Source organism: Nereida sp. MMG025 (assembly GCF_021654165.1).
GTDB lineage: Bacteria > Pseudomonadota > Alphaproteobacteria > Rhodobacterales > Rhodobacteraceae > Nereida.
This window is the reverse complement of sequence record NZ_JAKFZN010000001.1, coordinates 1,049,771-1,070,404: the sequence shown is the minus strand read 5'-3', so window position 1 is coordinate 1,070,404 and position 20,634 is coordinate 1,049,771. Positions and strand designations below refer to the sequence as shown.

General features: G+C 56.3%; 18 protein-coding genes. 4 read left to right on the top strand and 14 right to left on the bottom strand.

Going from position 1 to position 20,634, the window contains the following annotated elements:
• Nucleotides 1-156: 156 nt before the first annotated feature.
• Nucleotides 157-1,143 carry a D-glycerate dehydrogenase gene (locus L1065_RS05290; RefSeq protein WP_237094387.1) on the top strand — a complete coding sequence of 329 codons (987 nt, stop codon included), beginning with the start codon at nt 157-159 and terminating at the stop codon, nt 1,141-1,143.
• On the opposite strand, the gene L1065_RS05285 is transcribed toward L1065_RS05290, so the two are convergent.
• From L1065_RS05285 to panC, 3 genes are all read right to left on the bottom strand, one after another.
• A complete protein-coding gene (locus L1065_RS05285; RefSeq protein WP_237094386.1) occupies nt 1,140-1,799 on the bottom strand; it encodes a hypothetical protein in 660 nt (219 codons plus the stop codon). The two genes, L1065_RS05290 and L1065_RS05285, sit on opposite strands and share 4 nt — an antisense overlap.
• Nucleotides 1,800-1,876: 77 nt before the next feature.
• Nucleotides 1,877-2,689 carry a 3-methyl-2-oxobutanoate hydroxymethyltransferase gene (gene panB, locus L1065_RS05280; protein WP_237094385.1) on the bottom strand — a complete coding sequence of 271 codons (813 nt, stop codon included), beginning with the start codon at nt 2,687-2,689 and terminating at the stop codon, nt 1,877-1,879.
• 188 nt (nt 2,690-2,877) lie between these two features.
• Complete coding sequence (gene panC, locus L1065_RS05275; protein WP_370641139.1) at nt 2,878-3,771, bottom strand: pantoate--beta-alanine ligase; 894 nt, start codon at nt 3,769-3,771, stop codon at nt 2,878-2,880.
• A gap of 58 nt (nt 3,772-3,829) precedes the next feature.
• Here panC and L1065_RS05270 point away from each other — a divergent pair, with 58 nt between their 5' ends.
• From L1065_RS05270 to L1065_RS05260, 3 genes are all read left to right on the top strand, one after another.
• A complete protein-coding gene (locus L1065_RS05270) occupies nt 3,830-4,135 on the top strand; it encodes a hypothetical protein (protein WP_237094384.1) in 306 nt (101 codons plus the stop codon).
• Between the two features lie 116 nt (nt 4,136-4,251).
• The gene (locus tag L1065_RS05265; RefSeq protein WP_237094383.1) at nt 4,252-6,738 is read left to right on the top strand and encodes an FAD-dependent oxidoreductase; all 2,487 of its coding nucleotides are present in this window, start codon (nt 4,252-4,254) and stop codon (nt 6,736-6,738) included.
• A gap of 90 nt (nt 6,739-6,828) precedes the next feature.
• Nucleotides 6,829-7,902, top strand: a complete 1,074-nt coding sequence (locus tag L1065_RS05260; RefSeq protein WP_237094382.1) for a Hint domain-containing protein — start codon at nt 6,829-6,831, stop codon at nt 7,900-7,902.
• Here the strand turns inward: L1065_RS05260 and L1065_RS05255 are convergent.
• The 11 genes from L1065_RS05255 to xdhA form a co-directional block, all read right to left on the bottom strand.
• The gene (locus L1065_RS05255; protein ID WP_237094381.1) at nt 7,899-8,969 is read right to left on the bottom strand and encodes an FAD-binding oxidoreductase; all 1,071 of its coding nucleotides are present in this window, start codon (nt 8,967-8,969) and stop codon (nt 7,899-7,901) included. The two genes, L1065_RS05260 and L1065_RS05255, sit on opposite strands and share 4 nt — an antisense overlap.
• Before the next feature lie 38 nt (nt 8,970-9,007).
• Nucleotides 9,008-10,174: an MFS transporter gene (locus L1065_RS05250; protein ID WP_237094380.1), complete on the bottom strand. Its 1,167-nt coding sequence runs from the start codon at nt 10,172-10,174 to the stop codon at nt 9,008-9,010.
• Nucleotides 10,158-10,949 (bottom strand): DUF6065 family protein, encoded by a 792-nt coding sequence (locus L1065_RS05245; protein ID WP_237094379.1) that lies wholly within the window; start codon nt 10,947-10,949, stop codon nt 10,158-10,160. The genes L1065_RS05250 and L1065_RS05245 overlap by 17 nt, the downstream gene beginning before the upstream one ends.
• A gap of 9 nt (nt 10,950-10,958) precedes the next feature.
• Nucleotides 10,959-11,285, bottom strand: coding sequence for a hypothetical protein (locus tag L1065_RS05240; protein WP_237094378.1), 327 nt, complete (start codon nt 11,283-11,285; stop codon nt 10,959-10,961).
• Between the two features lie 327 nt (nt 11,286-11,612).
• The gene (locus tag L1065_RS05235) at nt 11,613-12,686 is read right to left on the bottom strand and encodes a BMP family ABC transporter substrate-binding protein (RefSeq protein WP_237094548.1); all 1,074 of its coding nucleotides are present in this window, start codon (nt 12,684-12,686) and stop codon (nt 11,613-11,615) included.
• Between the two features lie 36 nt (nt 12,687-12,722).
• Nucleotides 12,723-13,655, bottom strand: coding sequence for an ABC transporter permease (locus L1065_RS05230; protein WP_237094377.1), 933 nt, complete (start codon nt 13,653-13,655; stop codon nt 12,723-12,725).
• Nucleotides 13,655-14,740 carry an ABC transporter permease gene (locus L1065_RS05225; RefSeq protein ID WP_237094376.1) on the bottom strand — a complete coding sequence of 362 codons (1,086 nt, stop codon included), beginning with the start codon at nt 14,738-14,740 and terminating at the stop codon, nt 13,655-13,657. The genes L1065_RS05230 and L1065_RS05225 overlap by 1 nt, the downstream gene beginning before the upstream one ends.
• On the bottom strand, nt 14,733-16,250 hold the full coding sequence (locus tag L1065_RS05220) for an ABC transporter ATP-binding protein (protein WP_237094375.1): 1,518 nt from the start codon (nt 16,248-16,250) through the stop codon (nt 14,733-14,735). The genes L1065_RS05225 and L1065_RS05220 overlap by 8 nt, the downstream gene beginning before the upstream one ends.
• Nucleotides 16,247-16,999, bottom strand: coding sequence for a xanthine dehydrogenase accessory protein XdhC (xdhC, locus tag L1065_RS05215; protein WP_237094374.1), 753 nt, complete (start codon nt 16,997-16,999; stop codon nt 16,247-16,249). Before xdhC ends, L1065_RS05220 begins: the two co-directional genes overlap by 4 nt.
• Nucleotides 16,996-19,269: a xanthine dehydrogenase molybdopterin binding subunit gene (gene xdhB, locus L1065_RS05210; protein WP_237094373.1), complete on the bottom strand. Its 2,274-nt coding sequence runs from the start codon at nt 19,267-19,269 to the stop codon at nt 16,996-16,998. The genes xdhC and xdhB overlap by 4 nt, the downstream gene beginning before the upstream one ends.
• On the bottom strand, nt 19,266-20,594 hold the full coding sequence (xdhA, locus tag L1065_RS05205; protein ID WP_237094372.1) for a xanthine dehydrogenase small subunit: 1,329 nt from the start codon (nt 20,592-20,594) through the stop codon (nt 19,266-19,268). The genes xdhB and xdhA overlap by 4 nt, the downstream gene beginning before the upstream one ends.
• Between the last annotated feature and the right edge of the window lie 40 nt (nt 20,595-20,634).

The window sequence follows — 20,634 nt, the reverse complement described above, 5'->3', positions numbered from 1 at the left end:
GCGCACAAAACAAAAGAAAAAGAACGCCCAAGACGGTGCGAGCTGCTGACATAACCCTCAATCCTCATTTACCTGCGCCAAGGTCTTGTGCCTTGTGCGCTCGTGCGTCACTTTGCTGGAAAGCCAATGTGTTTGGCAAGGGATGGGAGCGCCGATATGCCACGAGAACGTTTGAGTGTTGTTGTTACGCGACGGTTGCCCGAGGCGGTTGAAACCCGAATGACCGAATTGTTCGACGTGCAACTGCGCGAAACTGACGTCCCTATGACCAAGACGCAAATGATCGAAGCAATGAAAGCGGCCGATGTTTTGGTGCCGACCATCACCGATACGCTGGATGCCTCTGTCTTGGCGCAGGCGGGGAACCGGTTGAAGCTGATTGCCAATTACGGGGCCGGGGTTGATCATATTGATGTCGCAACCGCAAGACAGCGGGGCATTTTGGTCAGTAACACGCCCGGCGTGCTGACTGATGATACCGCGGATATGACCATGGCGTTGATCCTTGCGGTGACGCGGCGCATGCCCGAAGGTCTGGCGATGATGCAGTCGGGGGATTGGTCAGGTTGGTCGCCGACAGCCTTGCTTGGCGGTCGGGTCGGCGGGCGGCGTCTGGGCATTTTGGGCATGGGGCGGATCGGACAAGCCGTGGCGCGGCGGGCCAAAGCCTTTGGCATGCAAATCCATTATCACAATCGCCAACGCCTGCGCCCTGAAATCGAGACCGAGCTGGAGGCAACCTATTGGGAAAGCCTTGATCAGATGGTGGCACGCATGGACATTTTGTCGATCAACTGTCCGCATACGCCATCGACCTTTCATTTGATGAATGCGCGTCGTCTCAAACTCATGAAGCCATCATCGGTTATCGTGAACACCAGCCGCGGCGAAGTGATTGATGAAAATGCCCTGACCCGCATGCTGCGCGAAGGCATGATTGCGGGCGCGGGCCTGGATGTGTTTGAACGCGGTGTCGACATCAACCCGCGTTTGCGCGAATTGAACAACGTGGTGCTGTTGCCCCATATGGGGTCCGCTACGCAAGAGGGTCGCGCCGAGATGGGTGAAAAGGTTTTGTTGAATATCAAGACCTTCGATGATGGGCACCGTCCGCCCGATCTTGTCGTGCCTGCAATGCTTTAACCGCCCCAGGATTCCGGCAAGGTACCATTTGCCTGAAATTCATCCACCAACTTTTGGTAGTGCTTCATGTGGTGGCGCATGCCCCAACCTGACCGGCTTGAAAGCAACTGAACCTGCCCAAGATGGTTGAAACGCGGCACAAGTCCGCAAACGGCGTCTTCTTTGCGATTGATGCACAGGCAGTATTTATCCGCTGCGATTTGCCCGCGATGTTTGCGCGGACGCGGCGCGGCAAAGGCGATGCCATGGACCTTATAGCTTTTGCATAGGATTTGTGTCGCGGCGGCCCCAAGGGAATGTCCGATGATAAATTTGGGCTTCAGGTTTTCGGCGCGCACCCAATCGAAGATGTGTTTGGCATGCGCAAGAAAGCCCTGATGCCATACCGTGCCGCTATGGCCTTTGTCGGTGGCATCGTGCGCCAGTTTGTATTTTGTCCCGCCAATATTCAGGACGCGCAGATTGAACTTTAGATAATCAATCGGCGAATTTGACCCCGGGATCAACAGGATTCCGTTGTCCAGAAAATGTGCCTGCACATCATTTTCATCAAGGCTATGGGTCACAAGATTGCGAACGCTCGGATGTCGTTTTGCTCGGTAGCTTGCACGCGCCAAAAGGGCGGCTGTTTTTATTGGGTAGCGAAAACCGCTCATGGCATAGATTTCCTAGGGTGTCGTTACGTCACCCTACGCCCGCCGCCTGTTAGAAAGCCAGTCAGGAATTCCGGACCTTAGCGGTAAACCTGATCCTCACTTGGAAAGCTGCGGTCTTTGACCTCTTCGGCGTAGGCCTTAACCGAGGCCTCGATCTGTGGGCCTAAATCGCCGTAAACCTTGACAAATTTCGGGGTCCATTCGTTCAGGCCAAGCATATCCTCAAGGACAAGGATTTGGCCATCGCACTCAGCTGACGCTCCGATGCCAATTGTCGGTATGGCAATCTGTTTGGTGATTTTGGCTGCCAATGGTTCGACCATGCCTTCCAGCACAATGGCAAATGCGCCTGCTTGGGTCACGGCTTTGGCGTCAGCCTCATGGGTGGCCCATGTCTCTTCGTCCCGACCTTGGGTTTTGAACCCGCCCATTACGTGGCTGGATTGCGGCGTAAGCCCGATATGGGCCATCACAGGAATGCCGCGTTCGGTTAGAAACCTGATTGTTTCAGCCATGCGCGCGCCGCCTTCGAGCTTGACCGCGCCACACCCAGTTTCCTTCATGATCTTGGCGGCGTTGCGGAAGGCCATGTTGGGGGATTCTTCATAGGTGCCGAAAGGCATGTCTACCACGATCAAAGCCTGACGGGTGCCACGCACGACGGCTTTGCCGTGCATGATCATCAGATCAAGGGGCACACCCACGGTGGTTTCCATGCCGTGCATCACCATGCCCAGACTGTCACCGACCAAGATGAAATCCGCGTATTTGTCTACAATTGCGGCTGTATGCGCATGATAAGACGTTAGCGACACGATCGGCTCGCCGCCCTTGCGCGCCGCAATTTGGGGGACAGTCGTACGGCGGATGGTTTTGGTCTGGGTCGACATAGTGGCTCCTCGTTTTGGGGTAAAATGGGCGATGGCAGGAAGTATGGCAATAGGTATGGCTGTGAGTATGGCAATGCGTCCGACAATCGGGCCAAAACAGGCGCGAAAATGATAGACAGTCCCGCCTTTTTGATCTGTGGGGTTTAGGTATTTTTACAACAATGAAGACTGGCGGAGGTGCAATGCTTTCACGGCTCGAAAACGCGCTGGTCGATCAATAACACGTCACCCAGTTGGGCGCTGAGCATCACGGCGGTGGGGGCTGAAAGGACACCCGTGACGGGGGCCAGGGTCGCGGCATCTGCAATGTCGAGACCTATGAGGTCGGCACGGGGCTCTGATGCAAAGGTCTCGCGGATAATGTGTTGAATACGTTCCACAGTGTTTGCGGTTTCGGCGGCCTTTAGGCTGCGCGACAAAACGGTTGCAGCCGCGCGATCCTCTTTCGACAAGCGGACGTTGCGCGATGACATGGCCAGACCGTCAGCTTCGCGCACGGTTGGAACGCCGTGGATGGTGATGGGGACGTGAAGATCGGCAACCATGCGTTTGATGATAGCCAATTGTTGATAGTCTTTCTCGCCAAAGCAGGCGACATCGGCACCGACGATGTTGAACAATCGCGCAACCACGGTCGTCACCCCGCGAAAATGCCCGGGGCGCACAACACCGTGGAGCATATTTGCCATACGCGTTGTCTCTACGATCGTTTCATCGCCTTGGGGATAGATCGTTTCGACCTCGGGGATAAACACAGCGTGGACACCTGCCTTTTCAAGCATTGCCAGATCGCGTGCTTCGTCGCGCGGATAGGCCTCCAGATCGGCGGCTTCACCGAACTGCGATGGGTTTACAAAGATGGTTGTGACGACGCGGTCGGCCTGTTTCAGTGCTGCCGCGACCAATGCCATGTGACCGTCGTGTAAGAAGCCCATAGTTGGAACCAATCCAACGCGCAGACCTTGGGCTTTCCACTGGGCGACAGTTGCGCGGATGTCTTTCACGGTGCGGATCGTTTGCATGGGCGTCACTTGCGTTTGTTGGATCGCATGCTCTGTATCAGCGCGCCTCAAAAAGGTCACGTGGCAGTCGTTTTGCGAGCAAGGTTTTCGTATTTTCTGAGCAAAAAGGGGATGACCGATGCAAAAGCTCTATCCATTGATGTTCGCGCTTACGGCGGCGGCCATCACCGCAGGCGTGGTGCTTTTTGGTGCGCCCGAGCGTACACAGACCCAAACCGTTCAAGTGATAGCCACACCTGAACCTGTGGTTGTGGCACCTGACCTTACAGAGCAGACCGCGCCTGTGGTCGCGCCAGACGTTCCTGCTGCGTCCGAGCCCGAACCGATCAAAATGGTGACCATAAAAGAGCCCGTCTGCGCAATCGAGAATGGCCGGAAACGGTGCCGCTTTGTGAGCAAAGAGGTGCCTGCCGATACGCAATAGTGCTGCGGCGCAACTGCAGGTCGGTTTTGATAGGTGTTAGGTCGGCACTACCGCGCGCTCATTCGCTGTTTTGAGGCACCCTAAGCTCAATACCTAAAGAGCGGGGAGTCGCACCCATGAAAACACATGTCAAAGCATTGGTTGTCGGAGGGGGCGCTGTTGGCACCTCGATTGCCTATCACTTGGGTAAGGCGGGGTGGGACACCATGCTGCTTGAACGTGACGAGCTGACATCAGGGTCAACCTGGCATGCGGCGGGGTTGCTGCCCTATTTCAACATGTCCTATGCGACCACGCATATCCATGACTATTCGATCAAGTTCTACAAAACGCTTGAGGCCGAGACGGGGTTGAACGCGGGCTTTTCGGTGTGTGGTAACTTGCGCATGGCGCAGACCGATGAACGTATGGACGAATATATGGTCTATGCGACCACGGCTGAAACCTGCGGTGTGCCCTATGAATGGCTCAGCCCTGCGCAGATCAAAGAACGCTATCCGCTGGTCCGCACCGAGGATTTGAAGGGCGCGATTTATCACCCGACCGATGGCTACATTAACCCCGCCGATGTGACTATGGCGATGGCCAAGGGCGCCCGTCAGCATGGCGTCACGATTGAGCGTAAATGGCAGGTCGACAGCTACCATTGGAATGGGGACGCGTGGGACGTGACTTGCACGCGCACCGCCGATAAGGGGGGCAATCTGATTTCCACGGATGAGCAGATTGTGATTGTGGCCGAACATGTTGTGACGGCCACGGGCAACCACGCGCAGCGCACGGCGAACCTGCTCGGGATCAAGATCCCTGCGATCCCAGTGGAGCACCAGTTTATCGTCACAGAGCCTGACCCGATGCTGGTGGAATGGCGCAAAAACAACCCCGAACACCCTGTGCTGCGTGACGCAGATGCCAAGTGGTATGTGCGCGAAGAACGCGGCGGCTGGATCCTTGGGCCCTATGAGCGCAACGCCCCTGCGCGGTTTGAATTCGGCGTGCCTGACAGCTTTCGCGCCGATCTGTTCCCGCTGGATCTGGAGCGGATCGAAGAAGAATACATGAGCATGATCCACCGTATTCCAAGCTCGGAAACGGTGGGTTTGAAGGACGATTTTAATGGGCCGATCTGCTATACGCCCGATGGCAATCCGTTGGTGGGGCCTGCGCCGGGCTTGCGCAATATGTGGCTGGCCGAAGGGTTCAGTTTCGGGATCACCGCAGCTGGCGGGACGGGCCATTACCTTGCGCAAATGATGGTTGAGGGGGAGGCCGAGATCGACATGGCGTCATTGGATCCCAAGCGCTACGGCAGTTGGATGACGACGGAATATGCGGCGCGCAAGAACGAAGAAGCCTATGAGCACGTCTATATTCTGCACCACCCTGATGAAGAGCGCGAAGCCTGCCGTCCGCTGCGCACTGCACCAAGTTATGACCGTATGGCGGATCGTGGTGCTGTGTTTGGCGCGGTCAACGGATTTGAGCGTCCCAATTATTTTGCCCCCAAGGGATTTGACGATCACGCAAGCCGCAGTTTCCGCCGTGGCGGATGGTGGCAATACGCCGTCGATGAGGCCAAAGCGATTCGCGAAGGCGTGGGTATGATCGATGCGTCGGCCTTTACCAAGCATGAGGTCAAAGGCCCCGGCGCCACCGCGTTTCTGGATTGGTTTACCTGCAACAAGCTGCCCCGCGTGGGGCGCATCAACCTGACCTATGCGCTGACCGATCACGGCACGACCCGCACGGAATACACAATCGTACGGATAGGCGAGGATCATTATTATCTGGTCTCTGCAGGTGCTTGGACGGATTACGACAGTGATTATCTGCGCAAGGCCGCCGAGGACAAGATGGACGACTTTGGCTATGTCGCGATCACGGATGTAACTACGAAATACGGTGTGTTTGCTGTTGCAGGGCCGAAATCGCGCGATCTGCTGCGCGATGTGATCATTGATGCGGATCCTGAAACCGCGCTCTCGAACAAGCGGTTCCCGTGGCTGACCATGCGCCATATCGAACTTGGGATGGTGCCTGTGATGGCGATCCGTGTGGCTTATACGGGCGAGTTGGGATGGGAATTGCACCACCCCATCGAAATGCAGAACCACCTGTTTGATCTGATCGAAAAGGCAGGAGAGAGCCACGGTTTGAAGCTGGTCGGCGCACGTGCGCAGAACTGGCTGCGGCAGGAGAAATCCTATCGTGCGTTCGGCAACGAATTGGGCCGCGATGCGACCCCGCTCGAGGCTGATCTGCCAAGGTTCATTGATCTGGACAAGGACTTTCACGGTAAAGGCGCATTGGTCGAAACGGGTGTGCGCAGCAAATGCGTGACCTTTTTGATTGATGGTCCTGATGATGCCGACCCATGGGGTCGTGAGGCGCTTTATGCGGGTGACACGCGCGTCGGGCGTCTGACGTCGGGCGGCTATTCGGTGCATTTTGGCAAGTCGATCGGAATGGGATACGTGACCCCGAAGCATGCTGAGGTCGGCACAGTCCTCAAGGTCAAGATGTTTGATCAATTGTGGGATGCGACGATTGTTGAGGACAGTCCCTATGATCCCCAAAATACAGTGATCCGCCAAGACGGTTAATGTTCTCTAAATCGCCACAATGGTGTCAAACAACAGCCTTCGCACAGGGGTAGTCATGATGGTGACGAACTCGGTTGCGAAGGTGCCAGAATGGCTTTTATCAGCGAAATTCACTACAAAAACGTCGTGGCCAATGGCACGGGCGTGGCCGAATACGTAGAGGTCACAGTCCCGCCTGCACAGATGGGACGGTTGTCGGATTTCACAATCGCGACCTATCAGGGTGATGGACAATTGGCGGCCGCTGTGACGCTGAATACGCTGACCCCTGTGCTTGATCCATCAACGGGCTGGTACGTGTTTACCTTTCAAACCGCTGTGACAGATCCAAATTCGGGCAGTGGCCCAAATGGCTCGGGATCAGAGGCCGAAGCGGTTGCGTTCATCGATGCTGCAGGCAATCCGACTGTGCAAAATTTTGTCGATATCGGCGGTGGGACAACCGCGATCACAGCCGCAAACGGCCCTGCCGCGGGTGCTGTCAGCAGTAATATCACGCCCTCGGCTGGTAACACGAGCATTCAATTCGATTTCAATGGCACGCGTATTGACGGTCCAATTACCCAAAACACTTCGGTGGTCTGCCTGACTGACGGCACAATGATTGACACGATGGATGGCATTCGGCCAATCGAAGATCTGAAGGTTGGTGACAGGATCATTACCCGTGATCGTGGCTCACAAAAGCTGCGCATGATTGTGTCGCGGAAGTTGGGCGCGGATGATCTGCGGCGCAATCGGGCGCTGCGGCCTGTGAAGATCAGCCAAGGGGCTTTGGGTTTTGGCCTGCCGCGTCGTGATCTGTGGGTAAGCCCGCAACACCGCATGCTTTATAGCAATATGCGGGTGCCGCTGACCTTTGGTGAAGAGGCGATATTTGTCAGGGCCAAATCGCTCTGTGCCACATTTGACGGCTGCTACGTGGATGCCAATCGAACGGCTGTGACCTACTACCATCTTATCTTTGACAACCATGAGGTCATCTATGCCGAAGGCGCGGCGACCGAAAGTTTCGATGCAGGCACGCAGGCTGTTGCGGCCTTAGACCCCGAAACGCGGGTTGAGCTTTATAGCCTGTTCCCTGAATTGCGGGTTGGACAGCCCATGCACCAAAACGATTTTATCACCGTTCGCTCATGGGAATTGATGGCGCTGGCCGCCTAAAACCGGTTGGGGTGTAATGCGGCGACCGTGCGGTTCGCCAGATCCGTAGGTGATCCCAGTATATGCGATGCCAGAAGGTTGGCCGCCGCGGGAGAAGTTTGAAATCCGTAGCCACCCTGACCGGCAAGCCAGAAAAAGGAAGGCTCGTTTGCATCTGGGCCAATCACAAGGGCGCGGTCGGGGGCGAAGGTTCTTAGGCCAGCCCAACTTCCCTCAAGGCGGGTGACGGGCGCGGTGACCATATCCTCGTAACGCGCAAGCCCTTCGGCAAGGGTCATGTCATCGGAATATGCATCATGCGGGTGTGTCGGGTCTTCTTCGCTTGGACTGACGCACCAGCGCCCGCCGATTGGTTTGGCATACCAGCGATCACCCGCTGCAAGGGTGAAGGGCCAGTCCTTTATGTCATAGCCGCGCGGCGCTGGCAGTTGCGCCATTGAGCGGCGATACGGGGTCAGACCGATAGGAGAGATGCTGCAGAATTGTGCCAAAGTATCGGCCCAAGCCCCCGCTGCATTTACCAAGATTTTTGACGTGAATTGCCCCTTGGCCGTTGCGAGCGTCCACCGCCCGCCTGTGTGCGATGCCGATATGACGGGCGCTTGCGTGCGTAGGGTCGCGCCGTTGCCTCGTGCGCTGCGCAAAGCCGCCTGAAGTGCCAGATCTGTATCAAGAGCTGTCGATGCGTGGGTTAGGGCTGCGCGGGTGACGACGTGCGTGTCGATGATGGGAAGCAGGTGGGATGCCTGCGAAACAGACACCTCTGTCATTTTGAGAGCGGCACAATCGGCGTCAAACGGGTCGTCTGCTCGACCAAGCAAAACCATACTGCGGGGTGACAGAACGCCTTGTTCGATATGCGCGGCTTCGCTGGCGTAGTTCAAATCACAGACGGTTGCATTGCCATAGTCCCGCAAAAACATCGCAGCCGATCGACCCGATGCATGATAGCCAATGTTGGCTTCGGCTTCCAACAGCGTGACGTCCATATGCGGTGCAAGGGCTGCGGCAGCTGTGACCCCCGCGATCCCGCCTCCGACAATCAAACAATCCGTTACGTGTTCCATACTTGCACAGTGCCATGGCCTTGCACGAGGAGCGAGATCTATTCGGCGGGCACGGCCAGCTTTGGCGTGCCGCGCATAGAAAACAGCACCAGCGCAAAGGAAAATGCCACAACGCAAACCGCAAAGACAGGCGCAAACCAAAGAGACGCAGAGGCATGGAACGGGATCAACACCACGCAAGCCGCACCGCCAAGGCGCGCGGCGATAATATCAAGGCTGGCAACCCGTCCGTGTGCAGATTGCGGTGACATACGAAACGCCAGATCGGTTGTGGGCACATTGTTCAACGCCATCCCAATGCCGATCAAGCCTGAGGTGAAAAACGCCAGATATAAGTTGGTTGGATCGTAACACAGCAAAAGAATGCCAATCGCGTTAAAAATCGCACCAATCTGAAGCAGCGTTGGCATGCTAAGCAGCCGGTTCAGCTGGCTGACGGCAAGGTTTCCAAGTGCAAAAACGCTCCAAAGCACAAAAAGAAGCACGCCAGTCTGGGTGAGGCTGATGGCGTCGGATTGCATCGTTGCAATTGCATAAATGAACCATGTGGTCGCGCCGTAATTCAGAAAGACATAAGCGATGATTGCCCAAACCGAGGCCGATAGCGCAACCTTGGCGCTGGCCTCATTGACGGGGTTGGGCGTTTGATCTTGTCGGTCGCTGATCATCGGTAATCCTAACAACGCAACAGTTGCAAACAGTGGCACGACCAGCCAGCCCCCTTGCCACGAGGTGCTTTGCGTCAACACCGCTGCAATGAATGGATAGACAGCCGCAGCCAGCCCCGTGATCATCCCCCACCGACTGAGCGCGGAGACCGCGTTTTCACGTCGGCGGGCCGCTATCAAAGCCGGAATCATCGGCGAAAAGAGACCCGCGCCGATGCCTTGCAAAACGCGCAACACAAGCGCGGTCTCGCCATTCTGGACAAACAAAAGGGCGAGCGAACTGAGGCTGAAAAATGCTGTTCCAACAGCAAAGATCCGTTCCTTGCCAAAGCGGTCGCCCATTGGTCCGCCGATCAAAAGCGAGCAAACAAGAGCGATCTTATAGGCGCTGGCCAGCCAAAGCCCTTGGCTGCGTGTCAAATGAAGGGTGTCGGTTAGCGCACCAAGGATGAGCGGGAAGGTCGTGATTTCAATAACGTAAGCGATGCTGACGACGATAATACCGAAGGCTGGCAATGTGCTAAGGCGCACTGTCATCACGTTTCCTTCGTTTGCGGGACGTCTTGGCGTAGTCACCAGCGACCCGTTTGTCACCAACGCGGTTTACGATTGTGTCACGGTAATCCTGCCAATCACTATCTGTCATTTCAGACATGCCCGCAACTTTTTCCACGCGGCCTGATAGTTTCGGATCAAGCATGTTGCGGTGGATCGGCTGGATCGTGAAGAACGGGTGATCCTTCTTGATGTCGACGCGTGTGTCGGTCTTGGTCAGGCGGATATTGGTGAACAAAGGGCCGAACCATCTGTCGGTTTCAATGACGCCTTCGAACCCTTGAAAGTGCTGGTTGCGCGGCAGGTTTGCGGGCTCGCGCACCAAAAGGCACCAGTCAGGTGCCGTGCGCGCAATCAACCCGGACCACACTTGTAACACTCCTGGTTGGAGCACCGAGGCCATAAAGGGCGGGGAATAGCCCTTGATATCATCCGGTGCAGACGCATCGAATTGGCCAGCAAATTTCGGAAATTGAACCGCGTCGAGTGGCATCCAATCCGGTGCGTCGGCGTAGGTCCAGAAAATCTGTGTGCCGTCCCAGATGAGCGAAAAATCCATGGGAGGGAAAACATACCACCCCAGTTGCGACGCCACACGGATCGGTTCGCAATAGCGGTAGGCGCGCAATGGCAGAGTCCCGCCCGCGGCCGCGTCTGCCGGGACGGGTTGGCTGGCGCTCGGCACCATCCGATAGAATTTGGCCAGCGCTTCGCTGTCGGAAACGCTGGCCGATGAAGGTGTTGGGGTATCCTTCATCTGGGGTGCTTAAGCGGCTTTTACGTCAAAAGCTGGCGATTTGTTGGCGATTGCAACCTTGCCACTGTCTTCGCAGTCCGTGCTGAACGCAGGGGATTTGTTTGCGATGTGCACACGGCCTGCGTCTTCGCAATCGGTTGTGAAGGCGGGTGATTTGTTGGCGATTGGCACGTTACCCGCATCGCGTGTGTCCGCAAAATCAGTGCTGAACGCAGGCGATTTGTTTGCGATGTGTACGCGGCCAGCGTCGGTGACGTGCTGGTGATCTGTGTCAAAGGCAGGCGATTTATTTGCGATATGAACAAGGCCTGAATCAAATGTGTCGTTGCGTGTCATGGGGCAGCTCCATTTTTGCTGGTTAATGTTTGTTTACGGTTCTCGAACAATGTGGGGGCTGTCAAAGCAAAAATATGAAAAAATAAAAAACAACCATAAGTTGTATCATGCCGTTACAGATATACCACATATTGTGCCGCTAAATCACCCTTCACCAACTGGTGCTATCCACAAGGCGTTAACGATTGGAGGCGTCTGTGCAAAAAGCTTGGGTGATTCTATCTTGGAATTCATAAAAAGCGGGTGTTGCGTGATCTTATTTTCTACGTTCGGGAAACAAAAAAGCCCCGCCAAATGACGGGGCTTTTTCAGTTAGAGAGAATTGTCTTACTGAGGAATTTCGCCAGTCAGACCTTCAACATAAAAGTTCATACCAGCCAACGTGCCGTCGTCTGCTGTTTCACCTTCTGCCAACCAAACGCTGCCGTCTTGGCGGTTGATGGGCCCGGTGAAGGGCATGTATTCACCTGCACCGATCGCTTCTTTCATCGCCAGTGCTTCGGCTTTGACGTCCGCGGGAACAGCATCCGAAATCTCGCCAATCGCAACCATACCCGGGCCGATACCGTCCCAAGTGTCTGTGCTTGTCCATGTGCCGTCCATCACCGCTTGGACACGATCGATGTAGTAGGGCGCCCAATCATCGATGATTGAGGATACACGTGGCAACGGACCGTATTCCGCCATGTCAGAGGCTTGACCAAAGGTGATGACCCCGCCTGCATCACGTGCCGCGGCCTGAGGTGCGGTGGAATCTGTGTGCTGCAAGATGACATCCGCGCCTTGCTCGATCAGCGCTTTAGCCGCGTCTGCTTCTTTCGCAGGGTCAAACCATGTGTAGGCCCAAACGATGTTGAACTCGACATCAGGGTTCACTTTCTTGGCGTGCAGATAGGCCGAGTTGATGCCGCGGATCACTTCTGGGATCGGGAAGGAGGCGATGTAACCGATTTTGTTGGTTTCGGTCATTTTACCTGCGATATGGCCTTGAATTGCGCGACCTTCATAGAAGCGGGCGGAATATGTCGACACGTTGTCAGCGCGTTTGTAGCCGGTGGCATGCTCGAATTTTACATCGGGGAATTTGGCAGCAACGTTGATCGTGGGATCCATATAGCCAAAAGAGGTTGTAAAGATCAGATCCGCGCCCGACAAAGCCATTTGCGTCATGACCCGTTCAGCATCGGCACCCTCTGGCACGCTTTCCTGGAATACCGTTTCAACGCTATCGCCAAAGTGGTCTTCAACGGCAAGGCGTCCTTTGTTGTGCTCATATGTCCAGCCGCCATCACCGATGGGGCCAACGAATACGAAACCAACCTTGGTTTTGTCTTGCGCAAATGCGCCTGTGGTCAGCGCAAGTGCCATTGCGGCCCCTGCAAGAAGTGTTCGACGTAGCATCATGGATTTTCCCCCAAGTTGTATTGCTATGTGCCTCTAGTTCGAGGCGTGGAATAATCGGCCCAACATGGCAGGGGCTGCTGCACGCAACAGCCCGTATTTTTGCAGGACAGACAAAAGAACGAGCACAAGGATGGTTATCACATACGGGCTCATGGACAAGTATTCGACAGGTATGGTTGAGCCCGCAGCCTGCAGATTCAACTGCAAGACGGTCACACCGCCAAAAAGATAGGCACCAATGATAATGAACAATGGCCGCCAGCTTGCAAAGACAACCAGCGCAAGGGCAATCCAACCGATCCCTGCGGTCATTCCGTCGGTCCATTGCGGCACGCGCACAAGACTGAGGTAGGCCCCACCCAGACCAGCGCAGGCACCCCCGAAAAAGATGGCGCCAACCCTGATCCAGATCACCTTATAGCCCAAGGCATGGGCCGCCTCGTGATCTTCGCCCACAGCACGCAAGACCAACCCGAGCCGCGTATATTTCAGAACGTACCAAACGATGACGGGGATAAGCAGGCCGATGTATAAAACAGCGTCATGTCCCAAAGCGATCCGCTGGAACGCCGATAGATCCGCGCCTTCCATCAGTTTAGGCACATCAGGCGGCACGATCCCCACATAGCCCTGACCGATCATGGATGAAAAGCCGAGACCAAAGAGCGTCAACGCCAATCCGCTGGCCACTTGGTTGGCCATAAAGAGCTGCGTAAGCAGGGCAAAAATCAACGACAGAACCGCGCCCCCCAATGCCCCACATATGAACCCCAAGGTGGGCGAGCCTGTTTCAACGGAAATGATAAAGCCGCAGATGGCCCCTGTGATCATCATGCCTTCGACGCCAAGGTTTAGAACGCCTGTCTTTTCAGCGACCAATTCGCCAATCGCAGCCAGCAAAAGGGGCGTGGCCGATACCATAATGGATGCGATGAAAAATGCTGGATTGATTGCGCTCCAATCCATCACGCCACTACCTTTCTGATCCGCACGAAACGGTAGTTCACAAACATCTCACCTGCCAGCAAGAAGAACAATAGCATGCCTTGGAAGGCGGAAATGGCGGCGGCGGGCAGGCCAATGATGAACTGCGCCAATTCACCGCCGATGTAGGTCAATGCCATCAGCAGCCCTGCAGCCAGAATTCCCAAGGGGTTAAGCCGGCCCAAAAACGCCACGATGATTGCGGTGAAACCATAGCCTGTTGCAAAATCGATGGTGACTTGCCCTGCGGGGCCTGACACCTCGAACATGCCGGCCATGCCCGCCAGCGCCCCCGACGTGCCCAAGCAAAAGGCCACGATCACATTGGGGTTCACGCCTGCAAATCTTGCCGCGCGCGGGCTGCTGCCTGTGAGTTTGATTTGAAACCCCAAAAGGTAGCGCGCAAACAGAAAGATCGCGGCAATCACGGCCAGCATGGCCGCGATGACACCCCAATGGATCGAACTACCTACCCAAATCTCGGCGTTATGTGCGCTTGGATATTGCTGCAGATTTCGACTGCCCGGAAAGCCAGCGCCGTCGGGGTTGCGCAACAGTCCAAGTGCCATAGAGCTTTGGATTTCAAGCGCGATATAAACCAGCATCAAAGACACCAGAATTTCATTGGTGTTCAGCTTGATGCGCAAAATGGCAGGGATCATGGCCCAGAGGAAACCACCCAAAGCCCCCGCGACAACCATAAGCGGGAAGATCCACCATGCTTCAAGCGGATAGAGCGCCAGCGCCACGCCAGCCCCCGTAAGTGAGCCGATCACATATTGCCCCTCTGCGCCGATGTTCCACACGCCTGCCCGAAATCCAATCGACAAACCTATGGCAATCAGGATGAGGGGGGCGGCCTTGATCAACAACTGCGGCCGCGAATAGCTGGCGAATTGGGCGTTAAAAAGCGGGTCCCAGAAAATTGTTCGGATGGCTTCCAGGGGTGGTTTTCCAAGCATCCAAAACATGATGCCACCCGCCACCATCGTCGCCACCACTGCCAGAATGGGTGCCATCCATGACCAAAAGCGTGACGGCGAGGGGCGCTTTTCAACCTTAAACATGGGCCTGCTCCATGCCGTGCGCACCACCAAGCATCAGACCGATCTGGTCAACGGTTAGTCCTGCTGTGGGGACAGGCACGCTTAGCCTGCCTTCGTTCAGGGCGGCGAAATCGTCTGTGATTTCCAAAAGCTCATCAAGGTCTTGGCTGATCACAATCACTGCGGCGCCTTGAGCGGCCAAATCAAGAAGCGCCTGACGGATAGCCGCCGCGGCAGAGGCATCGACGCCCCAAGTGGGTTGATTGACGACCAATACCCGCGGGTCTTGCATGATTTCCCGACCGATGACGAATTTTTGCAAGTTGCCGCCCGAAAGCGCGCGCGCGGCGACTTGGGCATGTGGCGTGCGCACATCGAACCGTGCGATCACATCTTCCGCAAATTGCCGGGTTTTGCCCCAGTTGATCCAGCCGTTTTTAGCAAGGCCTTGGCGTGTTGCGGCGGTCAGGCAGGCATTTTCGACCAACGACATATCGGGTGCTGCCGCGTGGCCAAGCCGTTCTTCAGGGGCCGCAAGCACGCCCAACGCGCGGCGGCTTGTGGGGTCAAGGCGGCTGATATCGTTACCCTGAAAGCGGATTGATCCTTTGGGGCTGAGTGTTTCGCCAGAAAGAACGGCCAGCAGTTCATCTTGTCCGTTGCCCGCAACGCCACCTATGCCGAGTATTTGCCCCTCGCGCACGCGCAGCGAAACGCCCCTGAGCGCTGTGCCGAATTGAGAGGTCGCGGCGACCGATAGATCAACCACCTCCAGCGCATCGGCCCCCATATCACGGGTATGGCGTTCGGGTTGGTGCAGGCGCGTGCCGACCATCAATTCCGCCATTTCGCGCGCCGAAGTCTCGCGCGGAACGCACGTGCCGACATTTTTGCCCAATCGCAGAATTGTCGCCTCGTCACACAGCGTGCGAATTTCTTCTAACTTATGCGAGATATACAGGATCGATGTGCCGTTCGTACGCAACTTTCGCAGCGTGCCAAACAGCACCTCAACCTCTTGCGGGGTCAGGACCGAGGTCGGTTCATCCATGATCAACAGCTTGGGGTCTTGCAACAGGCAGCGAACAATTTCGACCCTCTGGCGTTCACCTGCTGACAGATCACTGACCTGCGCCAAAGGGTCCAGCGGCAAACCGTATTGCTGGCTGACCTCTTTGATACGGGCAGCAAGGGCGCGCATCTTGGGCGGGTTTTCCATGCCAAGTGCGATGTTTTCGGCAACGGTCAGCGCGGCAAACAGGCTGAAATGCTGAAACACCATCGCGATGCCAGCAGCACGCGCCGTGCTTGGCTTGTCGGGGGCAAACCGCGTGTCGTTCAACATCATGTGGCCCGCGTCCGGCTTGACCAATCCATAGATCATTTTGACCAGCGTGGATTTTCCTGCACCGTTTTCACCCAACAGCGCATGGACCTCGCCGTGCCCGATATCAAAACTCACGTCATCATTTGCCACCACACCCGGGTAGGCTTTGGTCAGTCCTGAAAGGCGAAGAAGTGGCGTTGTCATGCGGTTTTTACTTTGGGAATCGGTGCCGATGTCGTGCGTAGCATCGCAGCGGCGACGCCAAGTGCAATGGCCTGCGGATGTTTTCCCAAGGATGGATCCCCAATCGGGCAGGTGATGGCGTCAATTTCATCATGTGCATGGCCCATTTGCGCCAGTCTTTTGCGAAATCGTGCCCATTTCGTCGCTGAGCCGATCAGCCCGCAACTGGTAAACCCGTGGCGCAAAAGCCCGTCACACAGGGCAAGATCCAGATCATGGGAATAGGTTAATATGATATGGTCGGCCAACGGATTGGCATGTTTGACTAAATCCAGCGGGTTTGTCGCGACGACTTGGGATACGGTCATGGGCAGGTCAGTGGGAAACCGGTCTGCTGCAACGTCAATCAATGCAATCTCGCGATCCTCGAAAGGGGCCATGACCTGTGCAATGGCGCGCCCCGTGTGACCTGCTCCCCAAATCCATAAGGGGCGTTTTTGTGTGGTTTGCGGTTGCGTGTTGGCCGAGAATTCAAGCGTGACCTGCCCGCCGCAGCACTGTCCTATATCAGGGCCGAGGCTGATGCGCCGCGACTGCTGTGTTTGCCCGTCTTTCAACATCGCGCGGGCAAGATGTGTGGCTTCCCATTCCAATGCGCCACCACCGATCGTGCCCAGTTGGCAATCTGCGAAGACCCGCATACTGGTGCCTGCATCGCGCGGAGAGGAGCCGCGCACTTGGGTGATGGTGACGGTGATCCAATCGCTCATGCCTGAAGCCGCTTTGCCGCCATCAAGAGACGTTCGGGGGTGGCGGGTGCGTCCAGTGATGGATACCCAACTCCGCAAGCGGCCACAGCATCGCTGAGCGCCATAAGCGCGGAAATTCCAAGCATGAATGGCGGTTCGCCCACGGCTTTGGATCGATAGATTGTATCTTCGGTGTTCTGGCCGTCCCAAAGGGCCACGTTAAAGACATCCGGCCTGTCTGAACATGCAGGGATTTTATACGTGGCTGGCGCATGGGTGCGTAGACGGCCCGCATCGTCCCAAACCAGTTCTTCGGTGGTTAACCACCCTGCACCTTGCACAAATCCGCCTTCGATCTGGCCGATGTCCAAGGCTGGATTCAGGGAGGCGCCGGCATCGTGCAAAATATCGGTGCGCAGGATACGGTTTTCCCCGGTCAGCATATCGACCACAACTTCTGTCACCGCAGCACCATAGGCGAAATACAAAAACGGCCTGCCGTGCCCCTTGATGCGGTCCCATTGCAGCTTTGGCGTTTTGTAGAACCCCGTCGATGACAGGCTGATGCGGTTTTCATAGGCCGACTTAGCTGCCTCTGCGAAGGTGATCCGATGGTGTGGAAGAGACACGTGGCCATCCGCAAAATGCACATCTTGGGGGCTGCATTGATGAACCGTTGCCAGATGATCTGTGATGCGCCCGCGAATGATATCGCACGCGGCTTTGACAGCCATCCCGTTCAGGTCCGATCCGCTGGACGCGGCAGTTGCACTTGTGTTGGGGACTTTTGCGGTATCGGTCGCGGTTATTTTAACCGCACCGACATCAACACCAAATCGGCTCGCGGCCACTTGGGCGACTTTTTGAAACAGACCTTGGCCCATTTCTGTGCCGCCGTGGTTAAGGTGGATGCTTCCATCTTGGTAAACATGGACCAATGCACCAGCCTGATTAAGATGGGTCAAGGTGAAGCTGATCCCGAATTTGACCGGTGTGAAAGCGATCCCTTTCTTCAAATGGGTATGCTGCGCGTTCCACTCTTTGATCTCTGAGCGCCGCTGGCGATAGCCCGAGGTCTTGATCAAAGCATCTGTCAGATCATCCAAAATGAAGTCGCTTACCTTTTGGCCATAAGGCGTGGTTTGTGACGCATCGCTGTAATAATTGGCGCGGCGCACTTCGAGAGGATCTTTGCCTAAATGATGCGCAATTTCATCCATCACCCGCTCAATGCCCACCATGCCTTGCGGTCCGCCAAATCCGCGGAACGCCGTCGCACTTTGGGTGTTGGTCTTTAACCGATGCGAGGTGATCCGAATGTTGGGCAAATAATAGGCGTTGTCTGCATGCAGCATCGCACGGTCGGCCACAGGCAGCGAAAGATCCATCGCCCAACCGCACCGCGCATAATGCGTGAAATCAATCGCTTGGACGATGCCGTGGCTATCAAAAGCCACATCATACGCCAGACGGAAGTCATGGCGTTTTCCCGTGATCATCATGTCGTCGTCGCGGTCATAACGCATGGCACAGGGGCGTTGGGTCAGACGCGCGGCCACGGCACAGGCAATGGCCAACGCGTTGCCTTGGCTTTCCTTACCGCCGAACCCACCGCCCATGCGGCGGACTTCCACGCGCACAGCATGCATCGGCGTGCCGATGGCGTCGGCGACCTTGTGCTGGATTTCGGTGGGGTGCTGCGTTGAGGAATGCACCAGCATATCGCCGCCTTCTTGCGGCACCGCGCAGGCGGCTTGTCCTTCGAGATAGAAATGTTCCTGACCGCCCAATTCCATCTGACCCGTAATGCGGTGCGTGGCGGTTTTGATTGCGTGGTCCAGATCGCCACGTTCCCAGATGCGGGGGCCTTCTTCAAATATGGTGTTGGCTGCAATCGCGTCGTCTATCGTTAAGATAGGCGTTTCTTTTTGGTAAACGATTTGGCCTAAACGAGCCGCTTTGCGTGCCAAAAGATGCGACCGCGCAACGACCAGAAAAACAGGTTGTCCAAGGTAATGCACAGCGCCATCGCTAAGCAACGGCTCGTCATGTGCCGAAGGCGAGCAATCGTTGGCAAATGGCAGGTCATCCGCGGTAAGAACCGCGACGACGCCTTCGGCCGATCTCACCGCATCCAAGTCCATTTCGGTGATGCGCCCGCGCGCAATTTCAGACAGGCCAAAAGCGAGATGCAGGGCACCGACCGGCAGGGGGATATCGTCGACATAGCGCGCAGCGCCCGTGACGTGCAAAAGGGCGGCATCATGGGGCAGGGGTTTTGCAACACTCATGCGCGCACCTCCAAAACGGTCGAATGATCACCGGACAGCGCACGTCGCAATAGCCCCTGTGCAGCTTGCAGCCGATAAGCCGCAGACGCCCGCATATCTGACAAAGGTGCAAAATCCTGTGCAAGCGCTGCAACCGCACGGTCTGTCTCGCCGCGGGCAAGGGCTTCTTCGGTTTTGGGCGCGCGCTTTGGCGTGCCCGCCATGCCGCCAAATGCAATGCGGTTCGCTTCAAGGTCAAATGCGCCGCAAACTGCCGAAATATCCTGATCGAACCTTTTGCTGATTTTGTAGACCTGTGTCCGTGCAAGGGCGTCTTTGGGAACTTCAATGGCCTCTACAAATTCACCTGCTGCGCGGTCTTGTTTGCCGTATTCGATATAGAAATCTTCCAGCAAAAGTTCGCGCTGTATGGTCCCTTTGCGCAAAACAAGCTGCGCGCCTGCCGCGATCAACGCAGGGGGGCTGTCCCCGATTGGCGAGCCGTTGGCGATGTTTCCACCGATGGTAGCGGCGTTGCGGACCTGAACAGACCCGTAGCGGCGCAGCATCTCGGCAAAAGACGGCGCAAAAGGCGTCACCGTTTCGAGGACGTCTGTAATTGTGGCCATCGCCCCGAACCGCAGCATTCCGCCATCGTCGTGGATTGCTTTCAGCTCGTGACATTGCCCCAAAAAAGCGACCCCATCCAGATCGCGCAGGTGCTTGGTAACCCAAAGCCCCACGTCGGTTGCCCCGGCGATCAAGGTGGCGGAAGGATGATCAAGATACCAAGTGGCCAATTCATCACAACTTGCCGGAAAGGCCACATGATCACTCGATGCAACCGCTTCGACCGCCGGTGGTGTTTCGGTCAGATGCGTAGGCACAGGTGCCTCCTGTGCGGCTTGGGCGGCCCGAATGATCGGGGCATATCCTGTACACCGGCACAGGTTGCCTGCGATCTGGTCATCGTGGTCGCGGCGTCCGTTTACATGCGCAGTTGCCATGCTGACGACAAATCCGGGCGTGCAGAACCCGCATTGCGACCCATGGTGCATGATCATTGCGTCTTGAACGGGGTGCAATGTGCCGTCGGGGGCCGCGATGCCTTCGATGGTGCGAACCGCTTTTCCGTGCACCTGAGGCATAAACAGGATGCAGGCATTCAGGGCCCGTGCGCCGTCCTGGCTTGTCACCATCACAGAGCACGCCCCGCAATCGCCTTCGTTGCAGCCTTCCTTGGTGCCTGTCAGACCGCGCTCTTCACGCAGCCAATCAAGAAGGGTCACCGTCGGAGCGGTGTCCACCGTGATGCGTTCTCCGTTTAGAAGAAACGTGGTTTTCATGGATCATACCTGCCGCGGTACCACTGGGCCGTTTTCGCGC

Bases quoted from the DNA above. Each gene is read 5' to 3' on its own strand.
- L1065_RS05290 (WP_237094387.1), top strand. From the start codon at position 157: ATGCCACGAGAACGTTTGAGTGTTGTTGTTACGCGACGGTTGCCCGAG.
- L1065_RS05285 (WP_237094386.1), bottom strand. From the start codon at position 1,799: ATGAGCGGTTTTCGCTACCCAATAAAAACAGCCGCCCTTTTGGCGCGT.
- panB (WP_237094385.1), bottom strand. From the start codon at position 2,689: ATGTCGACCCAGACCAAAACCATCCGCCGTACGACTGTCCCCCAAATT.
- L1065_RS05270 (WP_237094384.1), top strand. From the start codon at position 3,830: ATGCAAAAGCTCTATCCATTGATGTTCGCGCTTACGGCGGCGGCCATC.
- L1065_RS05265 (WP_237094383.1), top strand. From the start codon at position 4,252: ATGAAAACACATGTCAAAGCATTGGTTGTCGGAGGGGGCGCTGTTGGC.
- L1065_RS05260 (WP_237094382.1), top strand. From the start codon at position 6,829: ATGGCTTTTATCAGCGAAATTCACTACAAAAACGTCGTGGCCAATGGC.
- L1065_RS05255 (WP_237094381.1), bottom strand. From the start codon at position 8,969: ATGGAACACGTAACGGATTGTTTGATTGTCGGAGGCGGGATCGCGGGG.
- L1065_RS05250 (WP_237094380.1), bottom strand. From the start codon at position 10,174: ATGACAGTGCGCCTTAGCACATTGCCAGCCTTCGGTATTATCGTCGTC.
- L1065_RS05245 (WP_237094379.1), bottom strand. From the start codon at position 10,949: ATGAAGGATACCCCAACACCTTCATCGGCCAGCGTTTCCGACAGCGAA.
- L1065_RS05240 (WP_237094378.1), bottom strand. From the start codon at position 11,285: ATGACACGCAACGACACATTTGATTCAGGCCTTGTTCATATCGCAAAT.
- L1065_RS05235 (WP_237094548.1), bottom strand. From the start codon at position 12,686: ATGCTACGTCGAACACTTCTTGCAGGGGCCGCAATGGCACTTGCGCTG.
- L1065_RS05230 (WP_237094377.1), bottom strand. From the start codon at position 13,655: ATGGATTGGAGCGCAATCAATCCAGCATTTTTCATCGCATCCATTATG.
- L1065_RS05225 (WP_237094376.1), bottom strand. From the start codon at position 14,740: ATGTTTAAGGTTGAAAAGCGCCCCTCGCCGTCACGCTTTTGGTCATGG.
- L1065_RS05220 (WP_237094375.1), bottom strand. From the start codon at position 16,250: ATGACAACGCCACTTCTTCGCCTTTCAGGACTGACCAAAGCCTACCCG.
- xdhC (WP_237094374.1), bottom strand. From the start codon at position 16,999: ATGAGCGATTGGATCACCGTCACCATCACCCAAGTGCGCGGCTCCTCT.
- xdhB (WP_237094373.1), bottom strand. From the start codon at position 19,269: ATGAGTGTTGCAAAACCCCTGCCCCATGATGCCGCCCTTTTGCACGTC.
- xdhA (WP_237094372.1), bottom strand. From the start codon at position 20,594: ATGAAAACCACGTTTCTTCTAAACGGAGAACGCATCACGGTGGACACC.